29 protein-coding genes are annotated in these 24,763 nt (G+C 70.2%); 14 read left to right on the top strand and 15 right to left on the bottom strand.

Features of this window, described 5'->3' with window-relative positions; translation table 11 throughout:
• Nucleotides 1–3 precede the first annotated feature (3 nt).
• Nucleotides 4–474: a DUF6328 family protein gene (locus tag HCT63_RS04330; RefSeq protein WP_167001532.1), complete on the top strand. Its 471-nt coding sequence runs from the start codon at nt 4–6 to the stop codon at nt 472–474.
• Here HCT63_RS04330 and HCT63_RS04325 read toward each other — a convergent pair whose 3' ends face one another.
• The 9 genes from HCT63_RS04325 to HCT63_RS04285 all read right to left on the bottom strand — a co-directional run bounded on the left by HCT63_RS04325 (nt 475) and on the right by HCT63_RS04285 (nt 6,735).
• Nucleotides 475–1,164, bottom strand: a complete 690-nt coding sequence (locus HCT63_RS04325) for a GAF and ANTAR domain-containing protein (RefSeq protein WP_167001531.1) — start codon at nt 1,162–1,164, stop codon at nt 475–477.
• A gap of 125 nt (nt 1,165–1,289) precedes the next feature.
• Nucleotides 1,290–2,210, bottom strand: a complete 921-nt coding sequence (locus HCT63_RS04320; RefSeq protein WP_167001530.1) for a glycosyltransferase — start codon at nt 2,208–2,210, stop codon at nt 1,290–1,292.
• 85 nt (nt 2,211–2,295) lie between these two features.
• Complete coding sequence (locus tag HCT63_RS04315; protein ID WP_167001529.1) at nt 2,296–2,568, bottom strand: DUF4235 domain-containing protein; 273 nt, start codon at nt 2,566–2,568, stop codon at nt 2,296–2,298.
• A 1-nt stretch (nt 2,569) separates the two neighbouring features.
• Nucleotides 2,570–2,764 carry a hypothetical protein gene (locus HCT63_RS04310; RefSeq protein ID WP_167001528.1) on the bottom strand — a complete coding sequence of 65 codons (195 nt, stop codon included), beginning with the start codon at nt 2,762–2,764 and terminating at the stop codon, nt 2,570–2,572.
• Nucleotides 2,765–2,799: 35 nt separating this feature from the next.
• Nucleotides 2,800–3,813, bottom strand: a complete 1,014-nt coding sequence (locus HCT63_RS04305) for a DNA topoisomerase IB (protein WP_167001527.1) — start codon at nt 3,811–3,813, stop codon at nt 2,800–2,802.
• Nucleotides 3,814–3,818: 5 nt separating this feature from the next.
• On the bottom strand, nt 3,819–4,643 hold the full coding sequence (locus tag HCT63_RS04300; protein WP_167002340.1) for a sigma-70 family RNA polymerase sigma factor: 825 nt from the start codon (nt 4,641–4,643) through the stop codon (nt 3,819–3,821).
• A gap of 120 nt (nt 4,644–4,763) precedes the next feature.
• Nucleotides 4,764–5,522 carry an MBL fold metallo-hydrolase gene (locus tag HCT63_RS04295; protein WP_167001526.1) on the bottom strand — a complete coding sequence of 253 codons (759 nt, stop codon included), beginning with the start codon at nt 5,520–5,522 and terminating at the stop codon, nt 4,764–4,766.
• Nucleotides 5,519–6,100 (bottom strand): hypothetical protein, encoded by a 582-nt coding sequence (locus HCT63_RS04290; RefSeq protein WP_167001525.1) that lies wholly within the window; start codon nt 6,098–6,100, stop codon nt 5,519–5,521. The genes HCT63_RS04295 and HCT63_RS04290 overlap by 4 nt, the downstream gene beginning before the upstream one ends.
• Nucleotides 6,101–6,192: 92 nt before the next feature.
• Nucleotides 6,193–6,735: a MarR family transcriptional regulator gene (locus HCT63_RS04285; RefSeq protein ID WP_167001524.1), complete on the bottom strand. Its 543-nt coding sequence runs from the start codon at nt 6,733–6,735 to the stop codon at nt 6,193–6,195.
• Between the two features lie 57 nt (nt 6,736–6,792).
• Here HCT63_RS04285 and icmF point away from each other — a divergent pair, with 57 nt between their 5' ends.
• The 8 genes from icmF to HCT63_RS04245 all read left to right on the top strand — a co-directional run bounded on the left by icmF (nt 6,793) and on the right by HCT63_RS04245 (nt 16,485).
• The gene (icmF, locus tag HCT63_RS04280; protein ID WP_167001523.1) at nt 6,793–9,915 is read left to right on the top strand and encodes a fused isobutyryl-CoA mutase/GTPase IcmF; all 3,123 of its coding nucleotides are present in this window, start codon (nt 6,793–6,795) and stop codon (nt 9,913–9,915) included.
• Nucleotides 9,916–10,010: 95 nt separating this feature from the next.
• Nucleotides 10,011–10,490 (top strand): hypothetical protein, encoded by a 480-nt coding sequence (locus HCT63_RS04275; RefSeq protein ID WP_167001522.1) that lies wholly within the window; start codon nt 10,011–10,013, stop codon nt 10,488–10,490.
• A gap of 16 nt (nt 10,491–10,506) precedes the next feature.
• Nucleotides 10,507–11,247 carry a helical backbone metal receptor gene (locus HCT63_RS04270; RefSeq protein WP_167002338.1) on the top strand — a complete coding sequence of 247 codons (741 nt, stop codon included), beginning with the start codon at nt 10,507–10,509 and terminating at the stop codon, nt 11,245–11,247.
• A gap of 25 nt (nt 11,248–11,272) precedes the next feature.
• Nucleotides 11,273–11,584: a hypothetical protein gene (locus tag HCT63_RS04265; protein WP_167001521.1), complete on the top strand. Its 312-nt coding sequence runs from the start codon at nt 11,273–11,275 to the stop codon at nt 11,582–11,584.
• Nucleotides 11,585–11,588: 4 nt separating this feature from the next.
• Entirely contained in the window at nt 11,589–13,148 is a 1,560-nt protein-coding gene (locus HCT63_RS20200) for a WXG100 family type VII secretion target (protein ID WP_208322263.1), read from the top strand.
• Nucleotides 13,148–13,696 carry a hypothetical protein gene (locus HCT63_RS04255; protein WP_167001520.1) on the top strand — a complete coding sequence of 183 codons (549 nt, stop codon included), beginning with the start codon at nt 13,148–13,150 and terminating at the stop codon, nt 13,694–13,696. The genes HCT63_RS20200 and HCT63_RS04255 overlap by 1 nt, the downstream gene beginning before the upstream one ends.
• 60 nt (nt 13,697–13,756) lie before the next feature.
• Nucleotides 13,757–15,091, top strand: a complete 1,335-nt coding sequence (locus tag HCT63_RS04250) for a M20/M25/M40 family metallo-hydrolase (protein ID WP_167001519.1) — start codon at nt 13,757–13,759, stop codon at nt 15,089–15,091.
• Nucleotides 15,092–15,141: 50 nt separating this feature from the next.
• Nucleotides 15,142–16,485 (top strand): anaerobic C4-dicarboxylate transporter family protein, encoded by a 1,344-nt coding sequence (locus HCT63_RS04245; protein WP_167001518.1) that lies wholly within the window; start codon nt 15,142–15,144, stop codon nt 16,483–16,485.
• 41 nt (nt 16,486–16,526) lie between these two features.
• Here the strand turns inward: HCT63_RS04245 and HCT63_RS04240 are convergent, their stop codons facing one another.
• The 4 genes from HCT63_RS04240 to HCT63_RS04225 are packed head-to-tail and all read right to left on the bottom strand — an operon-like array spanning nt 16,527 to nt 18,037.
• On the bottom strand, nt 16,527–16,817 hold the full coding sequence (locus tag HCT63_RS04240; protein ID WP_167001517.1) for a hypothetical protein: 291 nt from the start codon (nt 16,815–16,817) through the stop codon (nt 16,527–16,529).
• Complete coding sequence (locus HCT63_RS04235; RefSeq protein WP_167001516.1) at nt 16,792–16,950, bottom strand: hypothetical protein; 159 nt, start codon at nt 16,948–16,950, stop codon at nt 16,792–16,794. Before HCT63_RS04235 ends, HCT63_RS04240 begins: the two co-directional genes overlap by 26 nt.
• Nucleotides 16,947–17,108: a hypothetical protein gene (locus HCT63_RS04230; protein ID WP_182397137.1), complete on the bottom strand. Its 162-nt coding sequence runs from the start codon at nt 17,106–17,108 to the stop codon at nt 16,947–16,949. The genes HCT63_RS04235 and HCT63_RS04230 overlap by 4 nt, the downstream gene beginning before the upstream one ends.
• 14 nt (nt 17,109–17,122) lie before the next feature.
• Nucleotides 17,123–18,037 (bottom strand): hypothetical protein, encoded by a 915-nt coding sequence (locus HCT63_RS04225; RefSeq protein WP_167001514.1) that lies wholly within the window; start codon nt 18,035–18,037, stop codon nt 17,123–17,125.
• Between the two features lie 132 nt (nt 18,038–18,169).
• On the opposite strand from HCT63_RS04225, the gene HCT63_RS04220 reads away from it, so the two are divergent.
• From HCT63_RS04220 to HCT63_RS04205, 4 genes are all read left to right on the top strand, one after another.
• Nucleotides 18,170–18,637: a MarR family transcriptional regulator gene (locus tag HCT63_RS04220; RefSeq protein ID WP_167001513.1), complete on the top strand. Its 468-nt coding sequence runs from the start codon at nt 18,170–18,172 to the stop codon at nt 18,635–18,637.
• Nucleotides 18,634–18,987 carry a hypothetical protein gene (locus tag HCT63_RS04215; protein WP_167001512.1) on the top strand — a complete coding sequence of 118 codons (354 nt, stop codon included), beginning with the start codon at nt 18,634–18,636 and terminating at the stop codon, nt 18,985–18,987. Before HCT63_RS04220 ends, HCT63_RS04215 begins: the two co-directional genes overlap by 4 nt.
• A gap of 81 nt (nt 18,988–19,068) precedes the next feature.
• A complete protein-coding gene (locus tag HCT63_RS04210; protein ID WP_167001511.1) occupies nt 19,069–19,860 on the top strand; it encodes a hypothetical protein in 792 nt (263 codons plus the stop codon).
• 39 nt (nt 19,861–19,899) lie between these two features.
• Nucleotides 19,900–20,805, top strand: coding sequence for an SDR family oxidoreductase (locus HCT63_RS04205; protein ID WP_167001510.1), 906 nt, complete (start codon nt 19,900–19,902; stop codon nt 20,803–20,805).
• 19 nt (nt 20,806–20,824) lie between these two features.
• Here HCT63_RS04205 and HCT63_RS04200 read toward each other — a convergent pair whose 3' ends face one another.
• A complete protein-coding gene (locus tag HCT63_RS04200; protein WP_167001509.1) occupies nt 20,825–21,826 on the bottom strand; it encodes a P1 family peptidase in 1,002 nt (333 codons plus the stop codon).
• Nucleotides 21,827–21,843: 17 nt separating this feature from the next.
• Nucleotides 21,844–23,646, bottom strand: a complete 1,803-nt coding sequence (locus tag HCT63_RS04195; protein WP_167001508.1) for an acyl-CoA dehydrogenase — start codon at nt 23,644–23,646, stop codon at nt 21,844–21,846.
• A gap of 159 nt (nt 23,647–23,805) precedes the next feature.
• Here HCT63_RS04195 and HCT63_RS04190 point away from each other — a divergent pair, with 159 nt between their 5' ends.
• Entirely contained in the window at nt 23,806–24,741 is a 936-nt protein-coding gene (locus HCT63_RS04190) for a CDP-glycerol glycerophosphotransferase family protein (RefSeq protein WP_167001507.1), read from the top strand.
• The last annotated feature ends 22 nt before the right edge of the window (nt 24,742–24,763 follow it).

The raw sequence follows: 24,763 nt of genomic DNA, 5'->3' as shown, positions 1-24,763 counted from the left end.
CGCATGCCTGACCCGGCGCTGCATCCCGAAGAATCGCGGGACGCGCGGCTGACCCGCAACTGGAACGAGCTGCTCCAGGAGCTGCGCGTCGCACAGACCGGTGTCCAGATCCTGACGGCCTTCTTGCTCACGCTTCCGTTCACCTCCCGCTTCGAGGAGCTCAGCGACGCACAGGAAGGTGTCTATCTCGCCGTGCTGTCGGGCTCGGTGGCCGCGACCGCCCTGCTCGTGGCCCCGGTCGCGATGCACCGCGCCCTCTTCCGCAAGGGGCAGCGGCCCTGGCTCGTGACGGCCGCGCACCTGTGCGCGATTCTCGGGCTCGTGGCGCTGGCGCTGACGGTTTCTGGAGTGATGTGGCTCGTCTTCGACGTCGTCGTCGGCCCGCCGGGGACGTGGATCGCCTTCGTCATCACCCTCGCGCTGTTCGGAAGCCTCTGGATCGGGCTGCCGCAGCTCAATCGCCGCACACGGTGACTAGGTGATCGGCGGCAGAGTACGGGTAGAGACGAGCATCTCGGCGACGGTCCGTAGCTTGAGGTTGTGATGCTGCGAGTAGCGTCGAAGCACCTCGAAGGCCCGCGTGTCGTCCAGATCGAACCGCTCCATGAGGATCCCCTGCGCCTGGCCGATCAGCTTGCGGGCGTCGAGGGCATAGCCGAGGTTCGCCTGGTGCTCCGCCTTGGCGATCGCGAGTGCGGCGTGCCGGGCGAACATGTGCGCGAGCGCCGCGTCGTCCTCGTCGAAGAACCGGCGCTCCGTGGAGTAGAGGGACACCACGCCGATCCGCTTGTTGTCGGGAGCGAGACTCACCCCGAGAAGACTCGTGTGGCCGAGATCCGCGACCGCGCTCGCCCACCTCGGCCACCGCTTCTCCTCGCCCAGGTCACCCGAGCGCAGGGTCTGGTCCCAAGAGTCGGACAGGCACGGGCCCTCGCCGAGCTCGATCTGCAGCTCGTCCGCCTTGACGGCGACGTCACCGGTCGCCGCGACCGTCTCGAGCCTGCCACGGCCACGGATCATCGTCACGGCCGCATGGTCCATCTCGAGGATCTCGCACAAGTACTTGATGACCTGCTCGGCCGTCTCCTGCGGGGAGTCCGCCGTGTGGAGCTCTTCGACGATCTCCAGCAGCTGCTCGTGTTGTTCGAGGCGTTCGTCGTTCACGGGTTGTGCCCTCCTGATGCGCGTCGAGGGCTGTCCTCTTCTGAGACGAGCGTAGTCCCCCCTCGGGCGCGCGAATACCACGGAGTGGTAGTTCCTGCACGCCCGACGTTAAACCGTGTGCTGGCTCACGCCTGCCTTGCTCGGCGTTCGAGTCCCGGCAGTCCGCGTTCGGAGACGAGGTCGAGGATGCGGGCCTGGGTCTCGGTGTCGGAGCCGACGGTCCGGCGCCGCGCCATCGCCCGAGGCAGGCGGAGTACGGCGTCGAGGACGCCGAGGGCGCTCCCACTCCCCTGTCGCACGTGCCGCCATGCCCTCCGCAATGCCACCCGCACAGGACGACGCATCACCGCGGTCAGGACCTCGTTGCGCGCCAGCCGACGCGTCAAGGCACCGCCGGCGCACTCGCGGGATGCAGGGTCGTGGCGCGCCACGACGTCGTGCAGGTAGCAGAGCCGGCGACCGCTGTCCGCCATGTCGAGGGCCACCCGCTCCTCCTCTCCGCCGAGCTCCAGCACGGCATCGAAGCCGCCCACGTCGAGGAGAGCCGACCTACGGACGACCACGGCACCCGCCCTGAAGTCGAGGACGCTGGTCCCGGGGACGTCGGGAAAGCGCGGCAACGGCGACCGTCCCACCGCCTCGCAGAACGGGTCGAGGTGCGCGTCCACCCCGACCAGCACGCGTGCCGCGATCACCCCGATCTCAGGGTGGGTATCGAGGACGTCGGCCGCGAGGTCGAGCGAGCACGGCGCCCACCAGGAGTCGTCGGCAGCGAAGGCGACGTACGGCGTCTCTGCCGCTTGCGCTCCGATGTTGCGGGCGACCGCACCGACATCGTCGGCGAGCTCGATCACCTGCGCGTGCGGGGCGATCGTACGGACGAGATCAGCGGATCCGTCGGTCGAGGCGTTGTCGACGACGATGAGCGGGGCGGCGTGCTGCGGGACGGTCCGTGCGAGGCGTTCCCGGCCGTCGTGGGTGATGACGACGGTCGTCACGCGCTCGGTGGACTTCGATGAAGGAAAGCTCGTCGTGGGGGTCGTCATGCACTGTCGGTGCCCACGTGACGCGCTGTCATTCGGACGGGGCCGGCCGACGCCGTGCTCGCGTGCGGAGGACTGCCGGTGAGGGTCACTCGCCCGGCCACTCGCCGGTGAACCGCTCGAACCCCTTCGCGCCGGCGCGGTCGATGACGGCCTTGATGACCGCATAGATCATGCCCTGGATCGCGGCTGCTGCGAGCAGCTCTCGCCAGCCGTAGTCGGACGCGAGCGGGTTCGGTGTCTGGTCCTCGTCCGAGACGCGCTTCCACACGCGCTTGAAGATCATCCCGGCGATCAGGCCACCGGCCATGCCGGAGATGAGTCCGACGGGACGGTATGCGAGCTTGGCTGCCTTCGGCATGTCAGTTCTTCCTCTCGTCGCCCTGCTCGGGCCGATCGTGCTCGGGCTCATCCGGCTCCGGTTCGTTCGGCTGAGGGGTCTCGGGATGGACACGCGGGTCGGTGTCGGGATCCGTGACGGGATCGTCGTGCGTGGGCTCGGTCCTGCCAGGGGTCCCACCACCGGCCTGTACCTTCTCGATCACCGTCTTCGTCATGGCCGACGGGTGCCCAGGTGGCGTACGTTCATGCGTCAGCGGTCGTCGGACAGCAGCGTGAGCACCGCGCGCTCGACCGCGGCTCGCCCGTCGGGCCGGTCCGCGCGCGCACCCATCCTCTGCAGGGCGGGTGCGATCGTGACGCCGTCGTCGAACAGCTCCACGACGCGCGGGTTCACGTACGACGCGCGTGCGACGGCCGGGGTGTTCCCGAGCTCGGCAGCGACCGCGCGCATCGCGTCGGCCACAGCGCGGCTGCGGGCGCGCGGCGTGCAGGCCTCGTCCACGACGCGCGCGAGCGCCACCGAGGCGTCCACGGTGGCGTGCCACGTCCGGAAGTCCTTGGCCGTCATGTCGTCGCTGACGACATGGCGCAAGTAGTCGTTGACGTCCGCGCTGCGGATCTCGTGCCACGCGCCGGCCTCGCGGTACGCGAGCAACGACTCGCCGCCGCGCCGTCGGCGCATCGCGGCGACGGCCTCGTACGCCAACCGGTCCTCGATCACGACGCGCTGGGAGACGGCGCCCTTGCCGTCGAACGAGAACTCCATCGAGGGCGGGTCACGGTGCAGCACCACATGGTCACGCCGAAGCGTGGCGAGACCGTACCCACCATCCTCGTCGACGTACTCGACGTTGCCGACGCGGAACAACCCGCGGTCGAGAAGCCGGAAGGTCGTCGCGAGTGCCCGTACGCGCGACAGCCCTTCCGTACGCAGGTGCGCCCTCACCCGCCGCCGCGCGCGCGGGAGCTCGGCGGCGACCTCGAGAACCCGTTCGTGCTTGCGCTCCTCCATGAGGGCGCGCCAGCGCGGGTGGTAGAGGTACTGGACGCGACCTGCCGCGTCCCGGCCGGTCGCCTGCAGGTGGCCTGACGGCCAGCGGCAGATCCACACCTCTTCCCAAGCGGGCGGGATCGCGAGCGCGACGCAGCGGGCGCGGTCGTCGGCCTCCAGCACCTTCCCGTGCTCGTCGAGGTAACGAAAGCCTCGACCCGCCCGCTTGCGCGTCCACCCGGGCTCCTCGCGGGAGACCGTACGGAACCTCATGTGCGCTACGCCGCGAGGACCCCGTCGCCGAGCTCCTCGCGAAGCTGCCTCGTGATGCGGCTGAGGATCCTCGAGACCTGCATCTGGGTCACGCCCAGACGCCCGGCGATCTGCTCCTGCGTCCACCCGTTGAAGAACCGCAGTGCGAGGGCCTCACGGTCGCGCGGGCACAGATTGCGTACGAGCGGCGCCAGCGCGACCCGCTGCTCGGTGCGGTCAAAGGCATCGTCGCACTCGCCGAGGACGTCGGAGAGGGTCGACTCGCCGACCGTACCAGGCGACTCCAGCGACGAGGGCTGGTAACACCCGTCGGCGGCCATCGCCTCGCGCACCTCGGTGACATCGAGCCCGAGCCGCTCGGCGAGAATCTCGGGCGACGGCGGCTCGCCCAGCTCCTGCAGCAGCTCCTCGGTGCATGCCGAGATCTGCGCTCGTGCCTCCTGGATACGGCGCGAGGGGCGAACCATCCAGCAGCTGTCGCGGAACCACCGACGGACCTCGCCGCGGATGGTCGGGACGGCGTAGGTCAAGAAGTCGTAGCCGCGCTCGGGGTCAAACCCGTGGGCGGCCTTCGCCAGCCCGACGTAGGCGACCTGCTCGAGATCTTCGACGGCTTCGCCACGGTGGCGGTAGTGGGCGGCGACCGCCCTGGCCACGCCCATGTTGGCCTCGATCAGGCGCTCGACGATCTCGGCGCGCTGCATCTCGTCGGCGTCGACGAGAGCCTCGCACAGCTCGTCGGTGACGGTACGACGCTCAGCCCGGCTGAGGTCGTGCGTGGGATCGAGAGGTCGGACGGCGATTGTGCTCGTGCTCGTGAAACCAGACATTGCCACGCTCCATCGTTCGATGGCGAGTCGTGGCACACTGTTTGACCACTCGAAGTCGTACTACCCATTCCTAGCACGCGGCGGACGAGCCTGTCGAACCGCCGGAGGGCCTAGGAGGCCCTATGGGCGGGCGATGCTCGCCGTCGCGCGCGCCCGCTCGGCGGCCTCACGCATCGATCCCGACCACGCCGGGCCGTGGCCGGGGAACAGCGTGCCGGCGTCCACCTCGGCGATCTCCTCGAGGGAGTCCACGGTGGCGCGCCGGTCGTGCGAGAAGCCGCGCGGGATCAGCTGAGGGCCGTGCAGGCTCGAGACCGCGTGACCGGTGATGAGCGCGTCGCCGCTGACGAGCACGCCCGACCCCGGCAGGTGGAACGCGGTGTGGCCGTCGGTGTGCCCCGGCGTCGGGACGGGGACGGGAGCACCCGGCAGGTCGAGGCCGGTCTGGGGGTACGCACGTGCCTGCGGGATGCCTTCACGGTCGGTCCCGTCGAGCCGCATGATGTCGGAGAGCCAGGCGAGGGCGCCGTGACGCCACAGCAGCAGCGGGATGCGGGCGGGGCCGAGCTGCTGGAGGTAGTCGCGGTGGGCGTGCGGCACCTCGACCGGCCCCGTCCAGACGTCGATGTCGTAGGTCGGCGCGAGACGCGCGAGCGCGCCGAGGTGATCGACGTGGGCGTGGGTGAGGAGCGCGCCGCGCACGTCGCTCATCTGGTGCCCGATCTCGCGGACGGAGCGTTCGACGTCGGCAACGTTCGCCGGGTAGCCGCCGTCGATGAGCGTCAGATCGTGCCCGTCCTCGACGAGCACCCAGTTCACGTGCGCTGTCGAAACGAGGTAGGCGTCCCCGACACGCGTCATGGTGTACGGCGTCGTCATCCCTGCTCCGTTCGTTGTGCCTTCGTCCTCGACACTGGCACGTCTGCGGCGTCCGGCGTGGGCTCCTTGCGCGAACGCACCGCCTCGTATCGCGCGAGGCACCACGCCCAGCCCTCGCGCAGCCACGACGGCGACGCCGGGTCGGTGGCGCAGACACGCATGGAACCCGCCGTGCGCATCGCTGACCAGAAGCACACCGGCAGCGGGCCGAACGCGACCGCGAGGACGACGAGCACCAGCCCGATCACCGTCCCCGCCGCGGCGTCACCCATCAGCAGGACAGGGGCCAGCCACAGGGCGACCGCGACGACCCCGCAGCTCACGAGCGCGATCTCGGCCCGGGTCCACCGACCCTGCACGCGGGTGACGAGCAACGCCACGCCCGAGAGGGACACGACCCCCACCAGGAGCGGCGCCGGGTGGAAAGCCAGCGGGACCAGCAGCACCACGAACGACGTGCCCGCGACGTAGAGCGAGGAGATGAGAACGGCCAGCCCCCATGCGGGTCCGACCACGGCGCCGGCGAACGCCAGGATCTCGAGGAGCGTGAGAGGTGCGTTGGTTCGCACGGGACCCACCGACCGCCTCCGTCCCCCTGAGAATCCACTCCGGGCGGGCCGCGCCGACCACCCGTGGACGCCGAGAACCTAGTGGCTCGCGAGGCCGACCGTCAACTTGATGTCGAGGGTTCTGGACGCTCGGGAAAGTCGCCCGCGGAGGCGCGGAGACGTCGCAGCAGGTCGAAGGCCTGGTCCTGCTCCGCAGGCGACAGTCCGGTGATCGCGAACTCGATAGACGTGAGCGCCTTGGTCGCCTCACCGACGAGGGCGCGACCCTCGTCGGTGATTCGCGCGCGGGTGCGTCGCCGGTCGTCGGGATCGGGCTCACGGCGGACCAGCCCCTGTGCCTCGAGGCGGTCGATCGCGTTGGTGACGGAGGTCGGGTGGACCATCAGGCGCTCGCCGATCTTGCTGAGCGGGAGATAGCCCTCACGGCTGAACGTGAGCAGCACGAGCGCCTCGTAGCGGGCGAAGGTGATGTCGTACGGCTTCAACGCCGCGTCGAGCTCGGCGAGGAGGAGCTGCTGGACCCGCATGATCGAGGTCGCCAACCGCATCGCGGTCGCGTCGCCGAAGTGCTCGGTCCACAACGCCCCGGCACGCTCGATGGGGTCGAACGGCAGGCGAGGCTGAGTTGTTGCCTGGGCTGGCATGGCGCTCACCCTAACCGACTCTCGACAATACTTGGACGTCCGACTATTTTAGATCCTATGGATTCAGAGGATGCACTCCGCGTACGCGTCGTCACTGCCTCGAGCCTCTTCGACGGCCACGACGCCTCCATCAACATCATGCGGAGGATCCTGCAGTCGCAGGGGTGCGAGGTGATCCACCTCGGGCACAACCGCTCCGTCTCGGAGGTCGTCGACGCGGCGATCGAGGAGGACGCGCACGGTGTCGCCGTGTCCTCGTACCAGGGCGGTCACGTCGAGTACTTCGAGTACCTCGTCCAGCTGCTCGCCGAGCGCGGCGCCGGGCACGTGAAGGTCTTCGGCGGCGGCGGTGGAGTGATCGTGCCCGCCGAGATCGCCCGGCTGCGCGAGAGCGGCGTGCTCATCTACTCGCCCGAGGACGGTCAACGCCTCGGCCTGCCGGGGATGATCTCCGAGGTCGTCGAGGCCTGCCGCGCCGACCTGTGGGCACTGCACCAGCCCGACGCCGACGCCGTGCTCGCCGGTGACCGGGTCGCGCTCGCCCGCGCGATCACCGGCGCCGAGCAGGGCCGCCTCGACGGCGCGCTCGGCGAGGCCGTACGCGCGGCGGCCGACGTGTCGCCCGCCCCCGTCCTCGGCATCACCGGCACCGGCGGCTCGGGCAAGTCGTCGCTGACCGACGAGCTCGTACGACGCCTGCGCACCGACCAGCAGGACAAGCTGCGCATCGCCGTCCTCGCGGTCGACCCGACGCGCCGTCGCGGCGGCGGAGCGCTGCTCGGCGACCGGATCCGCATGAACGCCCTCGACGGCGTCCACACGTTCTTCCGCTCGCTCGCGACCCGTGGCGCCCACGAGCTTCCCGAGACGCTGAGCGACGTCCTCGCCGTCGTAAAGGCAGCCGGCTACGACCTCGTCGTGCTCGAGACCCCCGGCATCGGCCAGGGCGACGCCGCGGTCGTCCCGTACGTCGACGCGTCGCTCTACGTGATGACGCCCGAGTTCGGTGCCGCCTCGCAGCTGGAGAAGATCGACATGCTCGATCTCGCCGACGTCGTCGCGATCAACAAGTTCGAGCGCCGCGGAGCCGCCGACGCGTTGCGCGACGTCGGCCGACAGCTGGTCCGCAACCGCGAGGCGTTCGGCGCCCGGCCCGAGGACATGCCCGTGTTCGGCACGTCGGCGGCGACGTTCAACGACGACGGCGTCACCGCGCTCTACCAGGAGCTGGCGCGGCTGCTGGGCAAGCACGGTCTCGCGCTCGAAGACGGCGCGCTGGCCCGTGTGGACGTGCGGCACTCGACGCGGTTCGCGCAGGTCGTGCCGGCCGCGCGCGTGCGCTACCTGTCCGAGATCGCCGACACGGTCCGCGACTACCACGCCGCGACCGAGCAGATCGCCGGCGCCGCCCGGCAGGCGCAGTCCGCCGCCGACGTCGCCCACGCCCTCCCCGACGACGACACCGTGGCGTCATACGCTGCGAGGGTCCAGGGCCACGTCCCGGATGACGTCCGGGAGCGGATCCTCGGGTGGCCCGAGGTCGTCGCGTCGTACGCCGAGCACACCCGCGAGTCGCTGTCGGGCATCTCGGTCCCCCGCGTCGCGCTCCCCCGTACGACCGACCACGGCGACCTCGTGCGCTACTGGCGTCGCGAGAACCTCCCCGGTCACTTCCCGTACACCGCCGGTGTCTTCCCGTTCAAGCGCGAGGGCGAGGACCCCGCACGGATGTTCGCCGGGGAGGGCGACCCCTTCCGTACGAACCGGCGCTTCAAGCTGCTCTCCGCCGACGGTGAGGCCACGCGGCTGTCGACGGCGTTCGACTCGGTCACGCTGTACGGTCGCGACCCCGACGAGCGCCCCGACATCTACGGCAAGGTCGGCACCTCCGGCGTCTCGGTCGCGACCCTGGACGACATGAAGGCGCTGTACGACGGGTTCGACCTGCTCGCGCCGACGACCAGTGTCTCGATGACGATCAACGGCCCGGCGCCGACCGTGCTCGCGTTCTTCCTCAACACCGTGATCGACCAGGCGCGCGAGCGCGGGGTCTCTCCCGAGGAGGCACTGCGCACGGTCCGCGGGACGGTGCAGGCCGACATCCTCAAAGAGGACCAGGGCCAGAACACCTGCCTGTTCTCGACCGAGTTCAGCCTGCGGATGATGGCCGACGTGCAGGAGTGGTTCATCCAGAACGAGGTGCGCAACTTCTACTCGGTGTCGATCTCCGGATACCACATCGCCGAGGCCGGGGCCAACCCGCTGAGCCAGCTCGCGTTCACGCTCGCCAACGGCTTCACGTACGTCGAGTCCTACCTCGCGCGCGGCATGGACATCGACGACTTCGCCCCCAACCTGTCGTTCTTCTTCTCCAACGGCATGGACCCTGAGTACTCCGTGATCGGCCGTGTCGCCCGCCGCATCTGGGCGGTCGCCATGCGCGAGCGGTACGGCGCGAACGCGCGCTCGCAGAAGCTGAAGTATCACGTCCAGACCTCCGGCCGCTCGCTGCACGCGCAGGAGATGAGCTTCAACGACATCCGCACGACGCTCCAGGCGCTGATCGCGATCTACGACAACGCCAACAGCCTGCACACCAACGCGTACGACGAGGCCGTGACGACCCCGACCGAGGAGTCCGTACGCCGTGCGCTGGCGATCCAGATGATCATCAACAAGGAGTGGGGCCTCGCCAAGAACGAGAACCCGCAGCAGGGGTCGTACCTCATCGACGAGCTGACCGACCTCGTCGAGGCGGCCGTGCTCGCCGAGTTCGACAAGATCACCGAGCGCGGGGGCGTCCTCGGGGCGATGGAGACGGGCTACCAGCGCGGCAGGATCCAGGACGAGTCGATGCTGTACGAGCACCTCAAGCACGACGGGAGGCTCCCGATCATCGGTGTCAACACCTTCCGAAACCCGCGGGCCGAGGAGGAGCACGGGCCTGTCGAGCTGGCGCGCGCGACCGAGGACGAGAAGAGGTCCCAGCTCGCCCGGGTCCACGCGTTCCAGGAGGCGCACCGGGAGGAGGCGCAGGCGGCGCTGGCTCGGCTGAAGGCCGCGGCCGCCTCTGACGACAACGCGTTCGCGGTGCTGATGGACGCCGCGCGGGTGTGCTCGTTGGAGCAGGTGACCGAAGCGTTCTTCGAGGTCGGGGGCCAGTACCGGCGCAACGTCTGAGCGTGACCTGCTCGCATGGGCCCGAGCGAAGTGGGTACTGCCCCTGGTACGAATGGCCGCACCCCCGAGCGGCCACGCATGCGAGGAGTCTCGACATGAACGACATCCCGTGGTGGGTGTGGGTCATCATCGCCGTCGTCGTCGTGGTGGTGATCGCGCTCGCGATCATCGCTGCCACGCGCAAGGACCGGGAACGCAAGGTCGCTCGCCGGCGCGAGGAGGCGAACGCGCTCCGCGAGCAGGCCCAGGAGACGCGCCTGGAGGCCAGTCAGCGCGAGGCCGAGGCGGCGCGTGCCCGTGCAGATGCAGAGGAGGCGCGGGTGGCGGCCGAGCAGCGCGAGCGTGAGGCGCGCGAGCACCAGGAGCACGCGCAGCGCACCCGCTCCGAGGTCGACGAGCAGCTCGCGAAGGCCGACCGTCTTGACCCTGAGGGGCGCCCCGCCGGCGACCGTACCGACGACGTGCGCCGCGAGGATGTGCGCCGCGACGACGTGCGCCGCGACGACGTATCCCCTACCGACGTCGAGGACGACCCGCGTCACCGCGACCCCGACAGTGGCCGACGTCAAGACTGAGACACCGGTCGCCGGCGTGCGCGACGACCTCGGAGTCTCGGTCGTCGCCACCCGGCCGGTCCGCCGGGTGGTGTCGCTGGTGCCGTCGCTCACGGAGGCGATCGCGTCGGTTGACGCAGGTCTGCTCGTGGGTGCGACCGACTGGTGCACGCACCCGGCCGATCTCGACGTCGCTCGCGTACGCGGGACCAAGAATCCCGACATACGGGCGATCCTCGACCTCGCGCCCGATCTCGTCGTCGCCAACCAGGAGGAGAACCGCGAGCTCGACGTCCGACGGCTCCGCGAGGTCGGTCTCCCGGTCTGGGTGACCCGGATCGAGACCGTCGACGGCGCGTTCGCCTCGATGCGCCGGCTCTTCTCCGAGGCACTCGGACGCGACGTCCCCGGGTGGCTCGCAGAGGCCGAGCGCCTGTGGGCCGAGCCTGCGCAGTCCGTACGAGGCCGGGTCGCGGTCGCGATCTGGCGCGACCCGTGGATGGTCGTGGGGCGCGACACCTTCACCGGCGACCTCGTGTCGCGGGTCGGGTGGGAGCACGCGTACGCCGATGCCGACGACCGCTACCCGCACGTCGCTCTCGCCGACCTCGACCGCGCCGACCTCGACCTGGTCCTGCTCCCGGACGAGCCGTACGTGTTCACGGCCGAGGACGGTCCCGAGTCGTTCACGAAGGTGCGCACGGCACTGGTCTCCGGGCGGCTTCTCACCTGGTACGGACCCTCGCTGCTCGAGGCACGCGCACTGCTCGGCCGCTGATCCCCGCCGCTGCTACGGTCGTCGCGTGTCAGATCTGGTGGTCGACGGCGACGCGCTGCAGGAGGTCCGTACGCGTCTGCGTGGGGTCGCCGCCCTGCTCGAGCCACCCGCCAAGGGGCTGCGCGGCATCGACGCCACCGGCCACGGGACGCCCTACCTCGACCGGCAGATCGCGACCTTCGCCACCGACTGGGCGCAGGCGGTGACAGAGTTCGGGACGCTCGCCTCGTCGCTCGTGACCGCGCTCCAGGACGTGGAGCAGACCATCGACGACACCGACGCTGACCTCGCCGCCGACCTCGAACGGGCCAAAAGCTCCCGTCCCGGCGGGAACTGACGACATGGTCGCACCCACGGAGGCGTCCTATCCCGCGCTCGGCTTCGATCCGACCCCGGGCGACGCCGACGCGGTCGAGGCCACGGCGGCCACCCTCAAGCAGGCAGCCGGCAGTCTCTCGTCGGCCGCCGACCAGCTCTGGGGCGCAGCCGAGGGTGAGTGGCGCGGCACGACTGCGACCGAGTTCCGCACCCTGCTCGACACCGACCTGCGGCCACCCGTCGTCGATGCCTCCGGCGCCCTCGACGCGGCCGCGACCACGCTCAGCGGCTGGGCCGGCGACCTCGAGGAGTTCCAACGCCGCGCGCGTGGCCTCGAGAAGGAGGCCGCGCAAGCCGAGGCCGACAGCGCTGCCGCGCAGGGCACCCTCGACGGGCTGCCGCAGCCCCGCCCCTCGTGGGAGGCCCCACCGACCGAAGAGGCGGACCGCCGCGCCGAGCGCGACGACGCGCGCTCGCGCAGCGATGCGCAGAAGGCGAAGAACGGCGCCGACGGTCGGCTCGCCGACTGTCGCCGTCGGGCGAGGCTGCTCCACGATGAGTACGAGGCCGCCGCCCGCACTGCCGGCAACACGCTCAAGAAGTCACGGACCACCACGCCGCCGGCCCGGCTCGGCGACGTGGACGACGATCTCGCCGGGACACCACCGCTGCCCTACCCCTACAACCTCGCGTTCCTCACACCCGAGCAGCTCGACGAGTACGCGCGCAAGCACCCCTCGCGCGCCGCCGACGTCATCGAGTACAGGCTGCGCTCCGAAGGCCTGCTCGTCGGCCCCGAGCCCGGCGGTCTCTACCGCCGTTGGCTCGAGAACGCGGCACGCCGCGGGGTCTCGCCGAGCACGATGGTCGATGTCGCCCGGACGCACGACATTGACCCGGAGGACTTCACGGTGCTCGACGGTCTGGAGGAGGTGCGCGACGGCGACCAGTCCTACTTCCTCCTGCCGACCACGATCACCGCCGACCAGGCGCGGGCCGCGGTGCTCATGACCTACATCCTCAATGCCGGCAGCAACTACGGCCTGGAGCCGGGGGTCGCCCACGACTTCCCTCCCACGCCGTTCTCGTCCGCCGAGATCCAGCGCATCATCGACCGTCAGAAAGCCAACTCGTGGTCGTACGACGACGACGTCGAGTTCGTGAACGGCAACGGCGGCCGCTTGGCGACGACACCCAACGGGATGCTGATGGGTCTGGGCGGCAACTGGCTCCAGGACGCCTTCAGCTTTTCGGGCGGTACGGCCTGGGGGGACACGTTCATGTTCAACATCGACTCGCCCGAGGGCGATGACGCCGCCGAGCAGCTGCGCAAGATCATCGTTTCGGGCCACAGCTGGGGCGAGAACGACGACGGGCCGTTCGAGGGGCAGCTCGACCTCGACCGCCTCCTCCATCACGAGGAACGCCACTCGCAGCAGTGGGCCGAGATGGGCCACCTGCCGTTCCTCGACCGCTACCTCGGCGAGGGACTCGTCGAGTGGGTGCGGGACTGGAGCCCGCTCGAGGACAAACCTCACCCGTTCGAGGAGGACGCCGGCCTGGGCGACGGCGGCTACCACTGATGCACGGACGCCTCGCACGTCGAGCGATCGTGGCGGCCGCGCTCGCCCCGGTCCTCGGCGGACTCACCGCGTGCGACCCGGCGGGCGCCCCGCTGCCGGAGCTGCCGAAGGTCGCTGCGCTGCGAGCACCAGCGAGCGCGCTGGAGGTCCTGACCGGTCCCCCCTGCGAGGGCGTCACCCGCATCCGCCTGATGTTCACGTCCGACGACGGCGTGATCGTCCGTACGGTCGCCGAGTCGGTGCAGCCTCATACCGTGGAGCAGCTCACGGTCGGCACCGCACCAGAGGGGTTCACGGTCACCGAGCCGCTCCCCGCCGGGTTCGACTGGCGCGAGTTCGACGAGCTATCGGTCGACGTGGGTCCGGGCGAGGGCTGGGTCGGCCATGCGACAGTGCCGCTCGGCGAGGTCGCGGCGGACGGAGGCGCGCACGCCGACGACGGCGCCACGTACGTCCCGGACGCGGGGTGGCTGAGCGCCGACGAGATCACGGCGCGCGACGGCGAGGAGTTCCTCATGCTCTGCACGCCCGAGCCCGAGCGCAGCTGACTTTCACGCGCGCCTCGTGCTCGACGCGCCGACCTGGCGGTGCGGCACTAGTTTCGGCGCATGGATGATTCGACGCTGCGTCCCAAGGTCTCAGGATTGATGCCGCAGATCCGCGACGATCTCGAGGCCATGGTCGCCCTCCCATCCTGCGCATTCCCGGGCTTCCCGTCCGAGCCTGTGCATGCCATGTCCCAGTATGTCGTCGACGCGTTCGGCCGGTACGGGGTCACTGCCGAGATCACCGAGATCCCTGACGGCTATCCCGCAGTCACGGCAGAGATCCCGGCGCCCGACGGCAAGCCGACGGTGCTGCTCTATGCGCACTACGACGTGCAGCCCGCACCGAAGGAGCAGGGCTGGGACACCGAGCCGTTCACCCCGACGTGGAAGGACGGCCGGCTCTTCGGCCGCGGCGCCGCCGATGACAAGTCCGGCATCGCGATCCACCTGGCGACGCTTGCGGCGTTCGACGGCAAGCCTCCAGTCGGCGTCAAGATCGTCATCGAGGGCGAGGAGGAGACGATCAGCCACCTCGAGTCGTGGGTCGAAGCGAACCCGGACCGTGTCCAGGCCGACGTCATGGTCGTCGCCGACATGGGCAACCTGACGGTCGGCGAGCCGGTGCTCAGCATCGGGCTGCGCGGCCACGTGAAAGCGGTCGTCGAGGTCCGTACGCTCGCGCAACCGGTCCACTCCGGGCTGTTCGGCGGCGCGGCGCCCGATGCCCAGATGGCACTCATCAAGTTGCTGTCGACGCTCATCGACGACGACGGCAACTGCCTCGTGGAGGGCATCGCGTCCGGTGAATGGGAAGGCCCCGACTACTCCGAGGAGATGCTGCGCGCCAACGCCGGCGTCCTCGACGGCGTGGACCTCGTCGGCACGGGCTCGCTCGCCTCGCGGCTGTGGTCGAAGCCGTCGATCAGCGTGCTCGGCATGGACGCCACCCCGGTGGCCGAGGCGTCGAACGTGCTCCAGCCAACGGCGCGCGCGGTCGTCGCGATGCGGATCCCGCCCGGACAGAATCCGCGCGACGCGGTCGAGAAGCTGATGAACCACCTCCGCTCCGTCGCCCCGTGGCACGTCCAGATCGACGTTCACGAGGACAAGGTCAGCCCGCCGTTCTCGCAGGAGACGGACGGGAGGGCCTTCGGCCTGATGCGCGACGCGCTCGCCACCGCGTACGGCAAGCAGGTGGAGACGGTCGGCTCGGGCGGGTCGATCCCGCTGCTCGACACGCTGCGTGACGCCGCGCCCTCCGCCGACTTCGTCCTCGTCGGCGCCGAGGACGCGGCGAAGGCCAACATCCACGGCCCGAACGAATCCGTCGACCCTTCCGAGATCGAGAACATGGCACTCGCTCAGGCACTCCTCATCCAGGCGCTCGCCGAGTAGCACTTCCTTCCCCCATCCCCCGGTTTGCCGGGCTACCGAGAGGTACGCGCGTGGACACCTTCCTGCTGATCCTGCAGGCCCTTGTCGTCGTCGGCGCCATCTACATGGGCGTCAAGATCGGCGGCGTCGGTCTCGGTCTCTGGGGCGCCGTCGGCGTCCTGATCCTCGTCTTCATCTTCGGGGCGCCGCCAGGCAGCATCCCGAGTGACGCGATCATGGTGATCATCGCCGTGATCACGGCGGCGTCGGCGATGCAGGCGGCGGGCGGCATCGACTACCTGGTGTTCCTCGCGGAGAAGGTCATCCGCGCACGGCCGAAGCTCGTGAACTACCTGGCACCGCTGATCACCTTCGCGTTCTGCGCCGGAGCAGGCACCGGCAACATCATCTTCCCGTTGCTTCCGGTCATCTACGAGGTCGCGTACGAGCGCGGCATCCGCCCGGAGCGTCCGCTCGCGACGTCGGTGGCGGTCTCGGGCTTCGCGCTCGCGGCGAGCCCGGTCGCGGCGGCGATGGCCGCGTTCGTGGGCCTCACCGGGGGCCAGGACGATGCGCTCAGCCTCGGCGAGATCCTCGTCATCACGTTCCCGGCGGTCCTGCTCGGCACCATCGTCGCGGCGGTGATCCAGAGCCGCGTCGGACACGACCTGAAGGACGACCCCGAGTTCCAGCGACGTCTCGCCGCAGGCCTGATCCATCCGCCCGCCGCCGACACCGGCGAGGTCAAGGGCGCCCACGTCCCGGTCACGGCGAAGCGCGCTGCAGGTGTCTTCTTCGCCGGCGTCCTCGTGGTCGTCATCCTCGGCGCCTTCGACGAGCTGTTGCCGACGTACGAGGTGGACGGCAAGACCGAGACGCTGTCGCTGACGACGCTGCTCATCATGGTGATGCTGGTCGTCGCTCTGGCCGTGATGTACGTCGGCAAGGTCAAGCCGGGCGCGGTGCTCGACGCCCCGCTCACGAAGTCGGGCCTCACCGCGATCATCGCCCTGCTCGGCATCGCCTGGCTCGCGAACACGTTCATCGCCGGCAACGAGGAGACCGTGATCGGCGGTCTCACCGACATCGCGAAGGAAGCACCGTGGTTCCTCGCGATCGGCCTGTTCCTGGTCGCGGCCGCGACCACGAGCCAGTCCGCAGCGGTCAACACGATGATCCCGCTCGGCATCAGCCTCGGTATCGCGACGCCTACCCTCGCTGCGTACCTCCCGGCCATGGGCGGCGTCATGACCCTCCCGGCAAACGGTTCGCAGCTCGCGGCGGTCGAGATCGACCAGACGGGCTCGACCAAGATCGGCAAGTACGTCCTGAACCACTCGTTCATGCTGCCGACGCTCGTGATGGCGATCGTCTCGGTGCCGACGGCGCTGCTGATCTCGCGGCTGTTCATCTGAGACTGTCCGTCTCAGGACGTCTCAGGACGTCTCAGGACGTCTCAGCGTGAGATGTCGAGCGCGGCTCGCGCCTCCGCGAGCAGGCGCTGCGCCTCGGGGAGACCACCGTCGCGCGCCGGCGCCGTGACCGGAGCCAGCGGCGTGGCGCCCCGCAGGACAGTGCCGAGCACCGGTTGCTCGAGCGCGGACGGCCCGGGCGGTGGGGCGAGCAGAATCGTCGCCTCCAGCTTCAGCAGACGTACACCGAGCAGCCGCGCCACGACGTAAGCCCTGACGACGGCGCCGTCGGCCAGCGTCGGAGCGCCGTCATCGCGTGCGTGCGCCCGTGCCATCCGGGTCGCCGTACTGTTCGAGACGTCTGCCCGCACGCTTGGCGGCAGCGACGATCTGCTCGTAGCGCTCGTGACCGGCACGCGTCCCGAGGACGTAGCCGATGCTGAAGACGGCCAGGGTCCGCAGCCTCACGACGGACGCTGCTTGTCACGGATCGCGCTCACGGCGGCGCTGACGGCCGAAAGACCGATCAGGCCGGCCGCGGTGAGGGCACCGCCGCGCAGGGCACTTCCTCCTGGAACCTTTTCGACGGCGCGCTGCCATGGCGACTTGCGGTGGAAGAGCTTCACATGAATCACTCCGTTCAGGCTCGACTGCGAGACGAGCGGCGGATGGCGTTGACGAGCTGGGACTTGTTCTTGTTGGAGGTGTCCGAAACTCCTAGCGAAGCCGCCATGTCGAGCAGCTCTGCCTTCGTCCGACGAGACAGGTTCGTCGTGGCGGGTTCCTGCTGCTCGGCACGGACCGCCCGCGCCGCGCTCCTCGTGACGGCATCACGTGTCTCGGTGGCGCGCTGGCGAGTGGCATCGGCCTCGCCTGCCTGCTCCTCCGCCTTGGCGACGAGACGGTCGGCCTCTTCGCGCGCCTTCCGGGCCGCCTCGTCGGCAGCCTCCGTCGCCTCGTCGGCGAGCTGGCGTGCCTCGCTCATCGCGGCGTGCGCGGCGTCGATGCGCTGCTGGGCGTTGCGGGCAGCCTCGTCGGCGTCAGCCCGACGCTTCTCGACCTCCCGCTCGACGTCGCCGCGGACGTCCTCGAGACGGGCCTGCGCCTCACCGTCAGCCTCGCGGCGCTCCGCCTCGACCTGCTCGTCGGCACGTCGTCGTGCCTCCCGCACGCGCTGCTCGACATAGTCGTGCGCCTCCTTCTGCGCGGCGCGGAGGCGTTCGCGACCGTCCTTCTCGGCCGCGCTGGCCTCGTCCGCACGCTGCTTGGCCTCCTGCGCATGGGCTAGCGCGTCCCGCTCCTCCGCACGTGCCCGCTCGACCGCAGCGTGAGCGCGCGTGAGCCGTGTCTCGACCGAGTCGATCCCCGGGACCTTGTCGGCGACGACCGCAGTCGCACGGCGCACCTGGTCGACGACACCGTTCTTGGACTGCGACGCGGCATGCGTCGCGCCCTCCTGGGCGCCGTCCACGTTGACGGCCTTCGAGACGAGCCATGCGGTGTTGCGCGGAAGGTCCTTGAGCCCTCCGACAACGCGCTTGGACGCTCGCCACATCGTTCCTTGAGTGGCCATATGTCCCTACCCCCTACGTACGAGTCACTCACCCGATACCCAGCGGGAGCACCCTCATGCGGAATGAGAGGGCCCGAAACAATTAGTGCCCTAATCGTTCGTACACTGAATGTCATGGAGATCGACGACTCGCTCGCCCTCGAGCACCAGGTGTGCTTCGCGCTCGCGGTCGCCGCCCGCAGTGTCGTCGCCGCGTATCGGCCGGTCCTGGAGCCGCTGGGGTTGAGTCACCCGCAGTACCTCGTGATGCTCGCCCTGTGGGAGACCGACGGCCAGTCGCTCAAGGACCTCAGCGCCGCCCTGCACCTCGAGCCCGCCACCGCCTCCCCGCTGGTGAAGCGGCTCGAAGCCCTCGGCCTGATCGCGCGGGAGCGGTCGAGCAGCGACGAGCGCACGCTGACGATCTCGCTCACCGACGACGGGCGCGACCTGCGCGACCGCGCGCTCAAGGTGCCCATCACGATGCTCGAGCGCCTCGGCATGACGGCCAACGAGCTCGTCGAGGCGAACGCCTTCCTCCACCGACTGATCTCCGCCGCCCAGAAGGCGACCGAGCCCGTCCCCACCAGGAGCCCTGCATGACCGAGAGCACGACCCCGACGCCGCCACGTCCGACCGCGCCACGCAAGACCCGCGAGCAGCGGGAGGCCGAGCTCGCGGCGCTGCGCAAGGTCCAGCGCCGCGTGGCAGCGATCGGCTTCTTCGCGATCACCGTTCACGGAGTCCTCGGCTGCATCGGCCTGGCCTTCGTCCTCGACGGGCAGGGCCGCCACGGCGACGCGATCGCGATCACGCTCATGTCGGGTGTGATCGCGGCGATCACGTTCGTCGGCGTGCGGCTCATCCTCAAGCGCTCGCTGTGGTCCCCGATGTGGATCCCGATCGCGGCCGCACCGACCGTCGTCGCACTGGTGACGCTGCTCTCACGCTGAGGCTCTCGCGCTGGGACTCACTGCGAGCGCCGCCCGCAAATCAGCACCGACCGACGTCGCTTCGTGTGAGACTTCATCGTCGTGAGGAACCCCCTGCGTCGTCGCCGTCCGCGCTCCCCTGGCCTCGCAGCCGTCGCCGCGCTGCTCCTCACCTCCGCCTGCGGGCAGGATCTGGTCCCTGGGACGTACGAGGGCCCGCTGAGCGCGACGGGCAAGCGCGGCGCTGCCGGGCATGTGGTCGAGTGCACCGGTCCCGCGGAGGGCGGCAACAATTACCCCGGCGCGTACGACAACGGCGCCCTCTCCGACGACGCCGACGAGGCGATCCGCACCGCCTTCGACGAGGCCCTGGTCTTCGGTGCGCGCGGGGGCTACGTCCGCGTACGCGAGGACGACGGCCGCGCGTTGTACACGTTGACCCACGACGGCGGGGTGCGTCAGGCGCTGATCGTGCGCGACGGTCAGGACGGCTGGTACGTGGAGTCGTGGGCGCGCTGCGACTACTCCGAGCTGCCGGACGAGGTCGCCGAGGAGGCGGGGTACGAGATCTGGTCCGACGCAGACGGACGGGTCTCGACCCGCCGCGTCCAGTCGTACGCCGGTCCCGCGCACTGCTCCTGGGACGACATGACGTTCCTCGAGATTGACGAGGCCGAGTACGTCCGCGCGCCGGAACCCGACCCGCACGTCGCGACCCTGCTCTCCGGAGCGTACGAGGCGGCGGTCGCGCTCCCTCCTGACGCCCGCGACACAGGATTCCACCGGGGCGAGGACCACCTGTGGCTGTCCGCCGACGGCGCCTGGGCATTCGTCGGCGACGGTGAGCGCGTCGAGAGGTGGCCCCGCGCCGTCGGCAAGCTTGGTTGCATGTGACACCCGCATGGCCCGCCGCCGACCGGGTACGGGGACGGCATGACCAACATCGAGTCCGACGTCGCCCGCAACGCCGAGCTTCTCCTCAACGACTCCGGGGCCTTCCCCCGCCAGCAACAGGAGCCACCAGGCTCGACCACGGCCATGTCCCCCGTCCCCGACCACGGCGAGGAGTCGTACGTCGGGTCCGGACGACTGGCCGGCCTGCGTGCACTGATCACGGGTGGTGACTCCGGGATCGGGCGCGCGGTCGCGATCGCGTACGCCCGAGAAGGGGCGGACGTCGCCCTCTCATACCTGCCCGAGGAGCAGGACGACGCCGAGGACACGGCCTCGTGGGTCGAGCGCGAGGGACGCAAGGTCGCCCTCCTGCCCGGCGACATCACCGATCGTCACACCGCGCAGTCGCTGCCGTCGCAGGTCGTCGGCGAGCTCGGCGGCCTCGACGTGCTCGTCAACAACGCCGGCTATCAGATGGCGCGCGGCGACGGGCTGGCCTCGATCTCGCCCGAGCGGCTGGACCGCGTGATGCGGACCAACCTCTATGCGCTGTTCTGGATCACGCAGGCCGCCGTCCCCCTGATGCGGCGAGGGGCGAGCGTCGTCAACTGCACGTCGATCCAGGCGTACGACCCGTCGCCGACGCTGCTCGACTACGCCGCGACGAAGGCCGCGATCAACAACGTCACCGCCAACCTCGCGGCGATGCTCGGACCCGAGGGCATCCGGGTCAACGCCGTCGCGCCGGGTCCGATCTGGACTCCGCTCCAGCCGGCGACGCAGCCGGAGGAGAAGATCGAGGCCTTCGGCAAGGACACGCCGCTCGGACGGGCCGGGCAGCCGGCCGAGGTCGCACCCGCGTTCGTGTTCCTCGCGTCCCCGAGCGATGCCAGCTACGTCACGGGCACCGTGATCGGCGTGACCGGAGGAAAGCCGGTCTTCTGACGGCGGCGCTCCGAGTGCGTCATCGTGGGCCGAGGCGGGAGCGCACTCCGTCGACCGGCACGGCGTGCGCCACCTGACCGCCAAACCCACGCGTCGTCGTGGCCGCCAGCACCGAGTTGAGCAGGGCCTCCTCGACCGCGTCCATGGTCGCGCCGAACAGCGGATCGAGCTGGGCGTCCTCCGCCGGCCGCTCCTCGGCCACCGTGAACGCCAGGGCGTAGTCGCCGCTGCCGTGCGAGAAGCTCGCCCCGACCCGGCCCATCGCGAAGACGGCGCGGCGCGAGACCCGGTCGAGCTGACGCGCGTCGGCCGGAGCGTCGGTAGCGACGACGATCATGCACGAGTTGCCCGGCGACTCGACGCCTGCGTGGCCGAGCAGCTCCTCGGCGGGCATCGGCACGCCGTCGACGGTGAGGACGCCTCCGAAGTTCGACTGGACGAGCACCCCGACGGTCACGGCGTGCGCTCCGACATCGACGAGGCGCGACGACGTGCCGATGCCGCCCTTGTAGCCGAGCGCGGTCGTCCCCGTCCCCGCGCCGACGCACCCCTCCTCCACCGCGCCACTGTGTGCCGACACGAGCGCGTGCACGACGTGGTCGGCCGTGACGCTGCGGGCACGGATGTTCGAGAGGAACCCGTCGTTCGTCTCGCCGACGATCGGGTTGAGCGTCGTGACGTCCTCGTACCCGCTCCACGACAGGACGTGCCCGACGAGCGCGTCCGCGACCCGGAACGCCGACAGTGTGCTGGTCAGCAGGACCGGCGTCTCGATCGCGCCGAGCTCGACGACCTGTGTCGCGCCGATGAGCTTGCCGTAGCCGTTGCCCACGAACAGGCCCGCCGGCAGCGCGCGCCGACGGGGGCCCAGGGTGTCGGGGACGACGGCGGTGACCCCCGTACGGAGGTCGCCCTCTGCGATCGTCGCGTGCCCGACCCGGACGCCGGGGACGTCGGTGATCGCGTTGGCGGCGCCGCGCGGGTACGGACCGAGGGTGAGGGGGAGCTCGTCGACACGCACCCGACGACGCTATCGGGTCAGAGCGCCGTGACGTCCAGGTCGAGGGTGGTCCGGTCGCGTGCGGCGACGAGGTCGAGCTTCGGCGCGATCGTCGGCAGCTCGTACGTGAAGAAGTAGCGCGCGGCCAGCCGCTTGCCGTCGTACGGGGCACCGTCGCGCCCCGCCGCCGCGAGGAGCTGCTCAAGCCAGAGCCACGCGACGACGACGTGGCCCGCCGCCTCGAGGTACGCGGTGGCGTTGGCCAGCGCGACGGCGGGATCGCCGTCTGACCACGCGAGGCCCGTGACCTCGATGAGGCGGGCGAGCGCGGCCTCGAGCGCGGCGGCGTACGTGGCCGCCTCGCCCCCGCCCTTGCGCGCACGGACGACGGTCTCGGTGATCGTCTCGGCGAGCAGCACGAGCCCGGCGCCGCCTCCCGCGACCATCTTGCGGCCGAGCAGGTCGAGCCCCTGGATCCCCTGCGTCCCCTCGTGGATCGGGTTGAGCCGGTTGTCACGGTAGAGCCGCTCGACTGGGTAGTCGCGCGTGTAGCCGTACCCGCCGTGCACCTGGATCGCCAGGTCGTTGGCCGCGAGGCACCACTGTGACGGCCATGCCTTCGCGATCGGGGTGAGCACGTCGAGCAGTCGCGCCGCGCGCTCGCTGTCGTCGGGCTCGGGCGCGGTCGCCTGGTCGTCGACGAGGCGCGCGCAATAGAGGATGAGCGCGAGCCCGCCCTCGACGTACGACTTCTGCGCGAGCAGCATGCGCCGCACATCGGGGTGCTCGATGATCGGGACCGGCGGCGTCGACGGGTCCTTCGCATCGAGCGGACGCCCCTGGGTGCGGGTCTTGGCGTAGTCGAGCGCGTGCAGATAGCCGGTGTAGCCCAGCGCCACCGCGCCTGCGCCGACGCCGATGCGTGCCTCGTTCATCATCGTGAACATGGCCGCGAGGCCACGCCCCTCCTCGCCCACGAGGAACCCGACCGCTCCTCGCTCGCCGCCCGGCGTCGCGAATCCCTCGCCGAAGTTGAGCAGCGTGTTCGTCGTGCCGCGGAAGCCCATCTTGTGGTTGAGGCCGACGAGCGCGACGTCGTTGCGCTCCCCCGGCGCGCCGTCGGAGTCGGGGAGGAGCTTGGGCACGATGAAGAGGGACAGGCCCTTGGTCCCAGGCGGCGCGTCCGGGGTCTTGGCGAGGACGAGGTGCACGATGTTCTCGCCGAGCTCGTGGTCGCCCGCGGAGATCCACATCTTGGTGCCGGACACACGGTACGACCCGTCGTCCTGGCGTACGGCACGGGTCGTGAGGTCGGCGAGCGACGATCCGGCCTCGGGCTCGGACAGGCACATCGTCCCGTACCAGCGCCCTTCGACGACCGGCTCGGCGTAGGTCGCGATCTGCTCCGGCGTCCCGTGGGTGAGGAGCAGGTGGGCGTTGCCGGCGGCCAACGATGGGTACGCGTGCGCGCCGACGCTCGCGGCCTGGAAGAAGAGCGACGCCGCGCGCTGGACGGTGAACGGCATCGGGAACCCGCCGTGCTCGGAGGGGAAGGACATGCCCGGCAGGCCTGCCTCGTTGTACGCCGCGAGCGCCTCGGCGACCTCGGGAAGCAGCACGACCTTGCCGTCGTCGCCGATGCGCGGCTCGTCGACGTCGAGGGCTGCGGCCAGCGGCGCGAACTTCTCGGCCGCGAGGCGCTCGGACACATCGAGCACACCGTCGAACGTCGTGCGGTCGTGGTCGTCATAGCGCTCCCGACTCGTCAATGCCTCGACGTCCAGCCACTCGAAGAGCAGGAAGTCGAGGTCGCGGCGCGAGACGAGGCGAGAGGAGTCCATGAGGGGAATACTAAGCGCTTGCTTACCTCGACTGCCAGGGCGTACGTTCCACGCGCTGTGACCGAAACAACGCGCCTGGGGGTGACATGGCGGGTTCTCGCACGGCTTCCGGTTGCGATCCCTCATACTGACGCGGGTGTCCAGTGGAAAGGCCTGTCCGTGATCAACCTGATCGACACGAGCGGCACCGTCTATCACGGGGTCCAGGAGCAGATCTGGGGGACGATCTCCCGTCATCTCCCGCGCCGGTCGTGGACGTCTTCTCCTCGGGAGTACCTCCCGGGTGCGCTGAACTTCTCGCTGTTCATCAACCTCGACTCCGACGTGGTCATGTCGCACGGTGTCGCGGACAAGAACTACCTCTGGCGCAAGTCCGACGACGGCGAGCGCGCCCTGACTCGCGGCCACCGCACGGACGTACTCGTCCCCGGCCCCATGCTCCAGCGCCGAGTCACCAAGTCGAAGGTCCTCGAGATCGACGGCGATCACATCCACTCGGTGGGCTGGCCGCGCCTCGACCTGCTGCTCGCCCGCCAGGCGCAGCTGCGGACGCGACTGCGTCGCAACCGCCGCAAGCGCCTTCGGGTGCTATGGGCCCCCACGCACGACTTCGTGAAAAAGGGCGACGAGCAGGTCACGCTGTCGAGCTATCCGGCGTTCGAGGAGTACCTCGAGCCGCTGCGCAAGCACTTCGACGTCGAGGTCTCCGAGCACCCTCGCAACCGCGGCAAGGGCAACAGCAAGCGCCCCACGACGGACCTGCTCGTCGACGCCGACGTCGTCGTCTCCGACTTCGGGACGATGGTGTACGAGGCGTGGGCCCTCGGCAAGCAGGTGATCTTCCCGCACTGGATCAACGGCGAGGCACTCACCCGCGCGCACCGGCGGGCCGCGGAGAGCAAGATCTACACCCAGCGCCTGGGCCTCCATGCCGACAGCTTCGACGAGCTGGTCGACATGATCCAAGAGCGCCGCGAGCCCGACGAGCGGCTCAGGACCTTCCTCGACGACTACCTCGACCCTCGCTACCGAGGCACGAGCGGCAAGCGGATCGCCGACCTCCTCCTGCAGCTCGACCGCGAGCGCAACGGCTGAGTCCACCGCCCACGCACGTACG

Origin of the sequence: Mumia sp. ZJ430, assembly GCF_011751845.1 — a bacterium.
In the GTDB taxonomy this organism is placed as follows: domain Bacteria; phylum Actinomycetota; class Actinomycetes; order Propionibacteriales; family Nocardioidaceae; genus Mumia.
The sequence above is the reverse complement of the archived record's forward strand: the minus strand, read 5'-3'. Positions and strand labels throughout refer to the sequence as shown.

Coding starts and splice junctions, on each gene's coding strand:
- HCT63_RS04225 (WP_167001514.1), bottom strand. CDS start 18,037: ATGTGGCGAGCGTCCAAGCGCGTTGTCGGAGGGCTCAAGGACCTTCCG.
- HCT63_RS04255 (WP_167001520.1), top strand. CDS start 13,148: ATGCACGGACGCCTCGCACGTCGAGCGATCGTGGCGGCCGCGCTCGCC.
- HCT63_RS04295 (WP_167001526.1), bottom strand. CDS start 5,522: ATGACGACGCCGTACACCATGACGCGTGTCGGGGACGCCTACCTCGTT.
- HCT63_RS04300 (WP_167002340.1), bottom strand. CDS start 4,643: ATGTCTGGTTTCACGAGCACGAGCACAATCGCCGTCCGACCTCTCGAT.
- HCT63_RS04240 (WP_167001517.1), bottom strand. CDS start 16,817: ATGGCACGGGCGCACGCACGCGATGACGGCGCTCCGACGCTGGCCGAC.
- HCT63_RS04310 (WP_167001528.1), bottom strand. CDS start 2,764: ATGACGAAGACGGTGATCGAGAAGGTACAGGCCGGTGGTGGGACCCCT.
- HCT63_RS04330 (WP_167001532.1), top strand. CDS start 4: ATGCCTGACCCGGCGCTGCATCCCGAAGAATCGCGGGACGCGCGGCTG.
- HCT63_RS04285 (WP_167001524.1), bottom strand. CDS start 6,735: ATGCCAGCCCAGGCAACAACTCAGCCTCGCCTGCCGTTCGACCCCATC.
- HCT63_RS04250 (WP_167001519.1), top strand. CDS start 13,757: ATGGATGATTCGACGCTGCGTCCCAAGGTCTCAGGATTGATGCCGCAG.
- icmF (WP_167001523.1), top strand. CDS start 6,793: ATGGATTCAGAGGATGCACTCCGCGTACGCGTCGTCACTGCCTCGAGC.
- HCT63_RS04305 (WP_167001527.1), bottom strand. CDS start 3,813: ATGAGGTTCCGTACGGTCTCCCGCGAGGAGCCCGGGTGGACGCGCAAG.
- HCT63_RS20200 (WP_208322263.1), top strand. CDS start 11,589: ATGGTCGCACCCACGGAGGCGTCCTATCCCGCGCTCGGCTTCGATCCG.
- HCT63_RS04275 (WP_167001522.1), top strand. CDS start 10,011: ATGAACGACATCCCGTGGTGGGTGTGGGTCATCATCGCCGTCGTCGTC.
- HCT63_RS04205 (WP_167001510.1), top strand. CDS start 19,900: ATGACCAACATCGAGTCCGACGTCGCCCGCAACGCCGAGCTTCTCCTC.
- HCT63_RS04215 (WP_167001512.1), top strand. CDS start 18,634: ATGACCGAGAGCACGACCCCGACGCCGCCACGTCCGACCGCGCCACGC.
- HCT63_RS04195 (WP_167001508.1), bottom strand. CDS start 23,646: ATGGACTCCTCTCGCCTCGTCTCGCGCCGCGACCTCGACTTCCTGCTC.
- HCT63_RS04220 (WP_167001513.1), top strand. CDS start 18,170: ATGGAGATCGACGACTCGCTCGCCCTCGAGCACCAGGTGTGCTTCGCG.
- HCT63_RS04320 (WP_167001530.1), bottom strand. CDS start 2,210: ATGACGACCCCCACGACGAGCTTTCCTTCATCGAAGTCCACCGAGCGC.
- HCT63_RS04315 (WP_167001529.1), bottom strand. CDS start 2,568: ATGCCGAAGGCAGCCAAGCTCGCATACCGTCCCGTCGGACTCATCTCC.